This window comes from Aeromicrobium alkaliterrae, assembly GCF_039529015.1.
GTDB lineage: Bacteria > Actinomycetota > Actinomycetes > Propionibacteriales > Nocardioidaceae > Aeromicrobium > Aeromicrobium alkaliterrae.
In genome coordinates this window covers 46220-53890 of the sequence record NZ_BAAAME010000010.1, presented here as the reverse complement: position 1 = coordinate 53890, position 7671 = coordinate 46220, and the positions used below count along the sequence as shown (strand labels likewise).

Here is a 7671-nt window from a genome sequence, read left to right as displayed (position 1 = left end):
CGACGTCGAGCTTGTGCGCCGTCTCTGGCGGGCCCTGGGCTTCCCCGAGCCGGGCGACCGCCAGGCGTTCGGCGACGCCGACGTCGCCGCGTTCGGGCAGGTCAAGGCCGCGGTCGAGTCCGACCTGCTGACCGAGGACACGGTGCTGCGCCTCGCCCGCGCGATGGGCGTGACGATGGCCCGGCTGGCCGACTGGGAGGTCGCCACGCTGGTCGACGAGATGGAGCACGACGTCCAGGTCGGACGAGCCGACAGCCGCCTCAGCGTCGCGCTCACCCTCGCCCAGCAGGTGGCCCCTCGCTTCGAGGAGGTCCTCGTGCAGGTCTGGCGGCGCCACCTCACGGCCGCTGCCGCTCGCATGGAGGCGATCGGCGCCAAGGACACCGAGCTGCGCACCACGACGATGACGGTCGGGTTCGCCGACCTCAGCCGCTTCACCTCGCTGTCGAACCAGCTCGACGACGCCGCGCTAGGCTCGCTCGTGGAGCGGTTCGAGGAGCGTGGCGCCGACGTCATCACGGTCGGCGGCGGACGGGTCATCAAGACCCTCGGCGACGCGGTCCTGTACGTCACCGCCGACCCCGTCGTCGCGACCCGCATCGCCCTCGACCTCGTCGGCAGCGTCGGTGCTCGCGACGACGTGCCGGCGATCCGCGTGGGCCTGGCGACCGGGTCGGTCGTCAGCCGCCTGGGCGACGTCTTCGGCCCGCCGGTCAACCTCGCCGCGCGCCTCTCGCACGTCGCCCGCGCCCACCGGGTGCTGGTCGACGAGGAGACCGCCCGGGCGATCGGACCCGAGTTCGCGACGCGCGCGCTCCCGCCGCGCCCGCTGCGCGGCTTCGGCAACGTCTCGCCCATCACGGTCACCCAGCGCCGCGCCTTCCGCTCCCGCTGACGGCCGAGCGGCCGGCGAACCCCCTTCGAGGCTCGTTCCTCGCACCTCAGGGGGCGGGCGGGTCCCGGGCCCTGAGGTGCGAGCGAGGAACGAGCGAGCCTCGAAGGGCGTGCGGGTGACGGGGCTCGATAGCATCGCGGTCATGGCGCGCGCACACCTGGCAGTGATCGGCGGAGGCCAGCTGGCCCGGATGATGCAGCAGCCCGCGATCGCCCTCGGGCTCCGCATCCGGCTGCTCGCCGAGGGACCCGACGTCTCGGCCGCGCAGGTCGTGGCCGACTCCGTCGTGGGCGACCACACGGTCCTGGCCGACCTCGAGGCCGTCGCCGAGGGCGTCTCGGTCGTCACGTTCGACCACGAGCACGTGCCGCCGGAGCACCTGCGCGCGCTGGCGGCCGCGGGCCACGCGCCGCGCCCCGGACCCCACGCGCTGCTGTTCGCGCAGGACAAGGGCGAGATGCGCGAACGGCTGACCGAGCTGGGCGTGCCGTGCCCGCGGTGGGCGTTCGTCACGTCGGCCGAGGACGTCGCCGCGTTCGGCTTCCCGGCGGTCGTGAAGACGACGCGCGGCGGGTACGACGGCAAGGGGGTCTGGGTCGTGCGCGAGCCGTCCGACGCCGAGGACGCGCTGGCCGCCGGCGTGCCGCTGATCGCCGAGGAGCTCGTCGACTTCCGCCGCGAGCTGTCGGCGCAGGTCGCCCGCCGCCCCGGTGGCGAGGTGGCCCGGTACCCCGTCGTGGAGTCGCGCCAGGCGAACGGCGTGTGTGCCGAGGTCGTCGCCCCGGCGCCCGACCTGGACCCCGCGCTCGCCGAGCAGGCCGCCGCGCTCGCCGAGCGGGTCGCGACCGAGCTCGACGTGGTCGGCATGCTCGCGGTCGAGCTCTTCGAGACCGCCGACGGTCGCGTCCTGGTCAACGAGCTCGCGATGCGACCGCACAACACGGGTCATTGGAGCATCGACGGAGCGGTCACGAGCCAGTTCGAGAACCACCTGCGGGCCGTCATGGACCTGCCGCTCGGCTCAGCGCGCCCGCTCGCGGCGTGGAGCGTCATGGTCAACGTCCTGGGCGGATCGGTCACCGACCTCGAGGCGCAGCTGCCGGTCGCGCTCGCTGCGGTGCCGCACGCCAAGGTCCACCTGTACGGCAAGGCCGTCAAGCCGGGACGCAAGGTCGGGCACGTGACCGTCGTCGGCGACGACCTCGACGCGGTCCTGGCCGACGCCCGCCGCGCGGCCGCCCTCCTCACCGACGGCTGAGCGTGCCGCGGCTGACCGTCCGCCGCGCCCGGTGGCTCACGGCACGGGCCCACCTGGCCCTGCTCGGGTGGATGGTCGTGCTCGCGCCGCTCGTGGTGGCTGGCCTGGTGCTCGTCCTCCTGGCGCTCACGGGGCAGGAGTCGGCCCAGGCGGGTCTGGGCGGGATGCTGATGCTCTGGATCGGAGGCTGGGTCGCGACCTGCGTCATCGCGGTCTGGACCTACCGCCGCCGCATCGGGAGCCTCGTCCGCGACGGTGACCACGTGGGCCTGCTGCGGGCCGAGGGCCTGACGGCCGTCCGCCTCGACGTGCGTCCGATCGACAAGCTCGCCGGCGTGCACCTCGGCGGGGTCGAGCCGAACCGGTGGGCCCGGGCCGCGAACTCGCCCCACGTCCTGTGGGGGCACGGCGTCGCGATCCTGGTCGCGGTGCTCCTGGTCGCCGTCGGGTGAGCCGGGACCCCCGGGCGACGTCGCGTGCTGGCTAGGATCGCGCCATGAGCGCACGCGTGGGGATCGTCATGGGTTCGGACTCCGACTGGCCGACGATGGAGGCCGCGGCCGAGGCGCTGCGGGAGTTCGACATCGCCTACGAGGCCGACGTCGTCTCGGCGCACCGGATGCCCGACGAGATGCTGGCCTACGGTCGCGAGGCGCACGCCCGCGGGCTCGAGGTGATCATCGCGGGCGCCGGGGGAGCGGCCCACCTGCCCGGCATGCTCGCCGCGGTCACCCCGCTGCCGGTGATCGGCGTGCCGGTGCCGCTGAAGTACCTCGACGGGATGGACTCGCTGCTCTCGATCGTGCAGATGCCGGCCGGCGTGCCGGTCGCGACGGTCTCGATCGGCAACGCCCGCAACGCGGGTCTCCTCGCAGCGCGCATCCTCGCCACGGGCGACGAGACGCTGACGCAGAAGATGCTCGACTTCCAGTCCGCGCTGGCCGACGCTGCGCGCGCCAAGGGCGCCACGGTCCGCGACGGCGCCGCCGGCCCGGGGCCGGCCGGCTTCGGCCCCCGCTGACCCACACCCCCGCCCGGGGCGGGTAGGGCTCAGCGGGTCAGCTGGAGGGACTTGTCGGTCCAGGTGCGCAGCTCGTCGAGCAGCGCCGGGTTGTCCTCGAGCGAGGTGCCGTACGAGGGCACGACGTCCTTGAGCTGGGTGCGCCAGCCTTCGAAGCGCGAGGGGAAGCAGCGCTGTAGCACGTCGAGCATCGCCGAGACCGCGGTCGAGGCACCCGGCGAGGCGCCCAGCAGGCCCGCGATCGAGCCGTCCGCCGCGTTGATGACGGTCGTGCCGAACTCGAGCGAACCGCCGAAGCGGCCCTTCTTGCGCACGACCTGCACGCGCTGACCGGCCGTGATGAGCTCCCAGTCGCGGTCCTCGGCCTCGGGGGCGAAGACGCGCAGTGCGTCGACCTTGCCGCCGCGGGTCTTGGCGAGCTCGAGCACGAGGTACTTGATGAGCGACCAGGAGGTGACGCCGATGGCGGCCATCGGCGCGAGGTTGTGGGGGCGGATCGACGACGGGAGGTCGGTGAACGAGCCCTCCTTGAGGAACTTCGGCGTCCAGCCCGCGTACGGGCCGAACAGCAGCGAGCGGTGCCCGTCGATGACGCGGGTGTCCAGGTGCGGCACCGACATCGGCGGGGCGCCGACCGCGGCCATGCCGTAGACCTTGGCCTGGTGCTTCGCGGCGACGTCCTCGTCGAGGCAGCGCAGGAACTGGCCGCTGACGGGGAAGCCCGCGAAGCCCTTGATCTCCTCGATGCCCGAGCGCTGCAGCAGCTGGATCGCGCCGCCGCCGGCGCCGACGAAGACGAACTTGGCCGAGATCACGACGTTCTTGCCGGACTGACGGTCCTTGACCGTGACGCGCCAGGTGCCGTCGCTCTCGCGGGACAGGTTCTTGACGTGGTGGTCGAAGCGGATGTCGGCACCGGTGCGCGCGAGGTGGTCGACGAGCTGAGACGTCAGGGAGCCGAAGTCGACGTCGGTGCCGCTGTCGGACCAGCTGACGGCGACGTCCTCGCTCTCGTCGCGGCCCTCGGCCATGAGCGGCAGGCGGCGCGCGAACTCGTCGCGGTCGTCGATGAACTCCAGGCCCTCGAAGAGCGGGTTGGCCGAGAGCTTGTCGTAGCGCTTGCGCAGGTACTCGACGTTCTCGGCACCCTGCACGAAGCTCACGTGCGGCACGGGGTTGATGAAGCTCGCCGGGTCGCCCAGCACGCCGGTGTCGACGCAGTGCGACCAGAACTGGCGCGACAGCTGGAACTGCTCGTTGACGACGGGCGCCTTGGAGATGTCGACGTCACCGTCGGCGGTCTTGGGCGTGTAGTTGAGCTCGCACAGCGCGGCGTGTCCGGTGCCCGCGTTGTTCCACGGGCCGGTGCTCTCCAGCGACGGGTGGGCCAGGCGCTCGAGCACCGTGATCGACCAGTCGGGCTCGAGGGCGCGGATCATCGCACCGAGCGTCGCGCTCATGACACCGGCGCCGACGAGCAGCACGTCGGTCGTGACGCGATCGGGGAGCGGCGAGGCCGACGGGACGGGATGGTTGGCGTTCTCGGACAACGCTCGACAACTCCTTGCGGCAGACGTGCGGACCGAAGCTTCTGGTCCGCCTTCCAACTCTGCCGGAGCGACTGGTTGAGGGCCGCATCGAATCGGTGTGAGATTGCCCGGCGCCGGTGTGAAGTGCGTCTCACCGGCCAGGAGCGGGGTCAGCCCTCGCGGATGAAGGAGCTGACGCGTGTGAGCGTCGGGGTGCGCGGTGCCGAGGCGAACCCGAACCGGACGGGTGGGTCGACGGGCGCGAGCGGGCCGAGGTCGCCACCGTCCCACGTGAGGGTGGCGGCGGCGACGTGCCACGCGTCCGACGCGGCGTACCACTCGGTGCGGCCGTGGCCCGCGCTGCCGTGGGTGCGCACGCCCGGCACGAGCCGGCGGGCGATCGGGTCGCACACGCGGGCCCAGGCCTCGCGGCGGCCGAGGGGTCGGGGCACGGCGCGCAGCGCCCAGCCGACCGGGGCGCGTCGGCCCGGGGTCCACCGGGCCCGCAGCGGCCCGGCCGCGATGCTCCACCCGTCGACCTCGACCGGCACGACCTGCACCTCGTCGAACGTGTAGGTCGTCGAGACGAGCTCGGCGACCCGGTCGTCGGGGGCCAGCAGGAGGCGCCGGCCGTCGGGGTGCTCGACCATCGCGTCGGCGAAGCTCCCGAGCGGGCTGCGGTCCCAGATGCCGACCACCACGCGGGTCCCGCTCGTGGTGCCCAGGCCGACGATGTGCCCGTCGAATCGTTGTGTCACGACCCCAGTGTGACGGACGGGACCCGGGGTCCTCTGTCCTCAGTTAGTCGGAAGTCCTAGAATGATGGTGCGGTCCCGACCCCGGACCGCACCAGACCGTCCACCAGGAGTCGACGATGAGTGACATGTTCGTGCTGTCCGAGGAGCACCAGGCCATCCGTGAGGCCGTGCGCAACGTGGCCGAGGCGAAGATCGCCCCGCACGCCGCCGACGTCGACGAGCAGGCTCGCTACCCGCAGGAGGCGCACGACGCGCTCGTGGCCGCCGACTTCCACGCGCCCCACGTTCCGGAGGAGTACGGCGGCGCCGGTGCCGACGCGCTCGCGACCGTCCTGGTGATCGAGGAGGTCGCCCGCGTCTGCGTGTCGAGCTCGCTGATCCCCGCGGTGAACAAGCTGGGCTCCCTGCCGGTGCAGATCGGTGGCGGCGAGCAGATCAAGAAGAACTACCTCACGAGGCTGGCGGCCGGCGAGGGCGGCTTCTCGTACTGCCTGTCCGAGCCCGACGCGGGCTCGGACGCGGCGAACCAGAAGACCCGCGCGACGCGCGACGGCGACGACTGGGTCCTCAACGGCACGAAGCGCTGGATCACCAACGCCGGCGAGTCGGAGTTCTACACGGTCTTGGCGCAGACCGATCCCGAGAAGCGCAGCAAGGGCATCACGGCCTTCGTCGTCGAGAAGTCCGACGAGGGGGTCTCGTTCGGTGCCCCCGAGAAGAAGCTCGGCATCAAGGGCTCGCCGACCCGCGAGGTGTACCTCGACCAGGTCCGCATCCCCGGCGACCGCATCATCGGCGAGGTCGGCGAGGGCTTCAGCATCGCGATGAAGACCCTCGACCACACCCGCGTGACGATCGCCGCGCAGGCCGTCGGCGTCGCCCAGGGCGCGCTCGACTACGCCCTCGGGTACGTCAAGGAGCGCAAGCAGTTCGGCAAGGCCATCGCCGAGTTCCAGGGCATCGAGTTCATGCTCGCCGACATGGGCATGAAGATCGAGGCGGCCCGTCAGCTCACGTACGCGGCCGCGGGACGTTCCGAGCGCGGCGACAAGGACCTCACGTTCTTCGGCGCTGCTGCCAAGGCCTTCGCCTCCGACACCGCGATGCAGGTCACGACCGACGCCGTGCAGCTGCTCGGTGGCTACGGCTTCACGCGCGACTACCCGGTCGAGCGCATGATGCGCGACGCCAAGATCACCCAAATCTACGAGGGCACGAACCAGGTCCAGCGCATCGTCATGGGGCGCCAGCTCCTCGCCGGGGTCCAGTCGATCTGAGCCCCGCGGGGGTGGCAGGCTCGTGACGTGAGCCTGCTGCCCTTCGACCTGCCCGCGAGCTTCCTCGCGCACGCGGGCCGGGACGACCGCTGGGCGGACTGGGTCGCCTCGGTCCCGCGCCGCCTGGCTCACGCCCTGGAGGCGTGGGACCTCGTGGTCGACGGTCCGCCGATGCACGGGCACACCGCGGTCGTCGTCCCCGTGCTCGCCGACGGCGCGGCCGCCGTGCTCAAGGCCGGCTGGCCGTTCGAGGAGCCCCGACAGGAGTGGCTCGCGCTGCGGCACTGGGACGGCCGTGGTGCGGTGCGGATGCTGCGCGCCGACCCGGCGTCGAACGTGCTGCTGCTGGAGCGCCTGGGGACGTCCGACCTGCGCGCCCTCGGCGCCATCGAGGCGTGCGAGGTCGTCGCGGGCCTCTACGCGTCCCTGCACGTGCCGGCCCCGGCTCGCCTCGACCGGCTGTCGGCGACCGTGGCGCGCTGGACCGACGACCTGGCGGCCCTGCCCCGGTCGGCGCCGTTCCCGCGCCGTCTGGTCGAGCAGGCGGTCCACCTCGGCCGGGCCCTCGCTGCCGACCCCGGCACCGACGGCACGCTGGTCCACACCGACCTGCACGACGAGAACGTGCTCGCCGCCGACCGTGCACCCTGGCTCGCGATCGACCCCCAGCCGCTCTCCGGCGACCCGCACTACGAGATCGCCCCGATGCTCTGGAACCGGTGGGACGAGGTGCTCGCGGCGCGCGATCCGCGGTTCGCGATCCGGCGGCGCTTCCACACCCTGGTCGACGTCGCGGGCCTCGACGAGGACCGCGCGCGTGACTGGGTCGTCGTCCGCGAGGCCCACAACGCGATGTGGGCGATCGAGGACGGTGACGCCGACCGGGTCACCGCGGCCATCACGATCGTCAAGGCCGTGCAGGACTGAGGGCGG

Annotated in this window: 8 protein-coding genes; 6 read left to right on the top strand and 2 right to left on the bottom strand. The window is 72.8% G+C overall.

The features are described 5' to 3' along the window. The 4 genes from ABD127_RS17495 to purE all read left to right on the top strand — a co-directional run. Window positions 1-895: adenylate/guanylate cyclase domain-containing protein (locus tag ABD127_RS17495; protein ID WP_344203873.1), on the top strand; the 895-nt coding region annotated here is incomplete at its 5' end. Window positions 896-1037: 142 nt separating this feature from the next. Continuing rightward, window positions 1038-2153, top strand: coding sequence for a 5-(carboxyamino)imidazole ribonucleotide synthase (locus ABD127_RS17490; protein ID WP_344203872.1), 1116 nt, complete (start codon window positions 1038-1040; stop codon window positions 2151-2153). A gap of 2 nt (window positions 2154-2155) precedes the next feature. Beyond that, window positions 2156-2605 carry a hypothetical protein gene (locus ABD127_RS17485; protein ID WP_344203871.1) on the top strand — a complete coding sequence of 150 codons (450 nt, stop codon included), beginning with the start codon at window positions 2156-2158 and terminating at the stop codon, window positions 2603-2605. Window positions 2606-2649: 44 nt separating this feature from the next. Further along, a complete protein-coding gene (purE, locus tag ABD127_RS17480; RefSeq protein ID WP_344203869.1) occupies window positions 2650-3174 on the top strand; it encodes a 5-(carboxyamino)imidazole ribonucleotide mutase in 525 nt (174 codons plus the stop codon). 29 nt (window positions 3175-3203) lie between these two features. On the opposite strand, the gene mqo is transcribed toward purE, so the two are convergent. Together mqo and ABD127_RS17470 are read right to left on the bottom strand one after the other, a co-directional pair. Beyond that, entirely contained in the window at window positions 3204-4724 is a 1521-nt protein-coding gene (gene mqo / locus ABD127_RS17475) for a malate dehydrogenase (quinone) (protein WP_344203868.1), read from the bottom strand. 149 nt (window positions 4725-4873) lie between these two features. Next, window positions 4874-5461 carry a hypothetical protein gene (locus ABD127_RS17470; RefSeq protein ID WP_344203867.1) on the bottom strand — a complete coding sequence of 196 codons (588 nt, stop codon included), beginning with the start codon at window positions 5459-5461 and terminating at the stop codon, window positions 4874-4876. Between the two features lie 116 nt (window positions 5462-5577). Between ABD127_RS17470 and ABD127_RS17465 the strand changes: the two genes are divergently transcribed. Continuing rightward, window positions 5578-6738 (top strand): acyl-CoA dehydrogenase family protein, encoded by a 1161-nt coding sequence (locus ABD127_RS17465; RefSeq protein WP_344203866.1) that lies wholly within the window; start codon window positions 5578-5580, stop codon window positions 6736-6738. A gap of 27 nt (window positions 6739-6765) precedes the next feature. Beyond that, complete coding sequence (locus ABD127_RS17460; protein ID WP_344203865.1) at window positions 6766-7665, top strand: aminoglycoside phosphotransferase family protein; 900 nt, start codon at window positions 6766-6768, stop codon at window positions 7663-7665. Window positions 7666-7671: the final 6 nt, after the last annotated feature.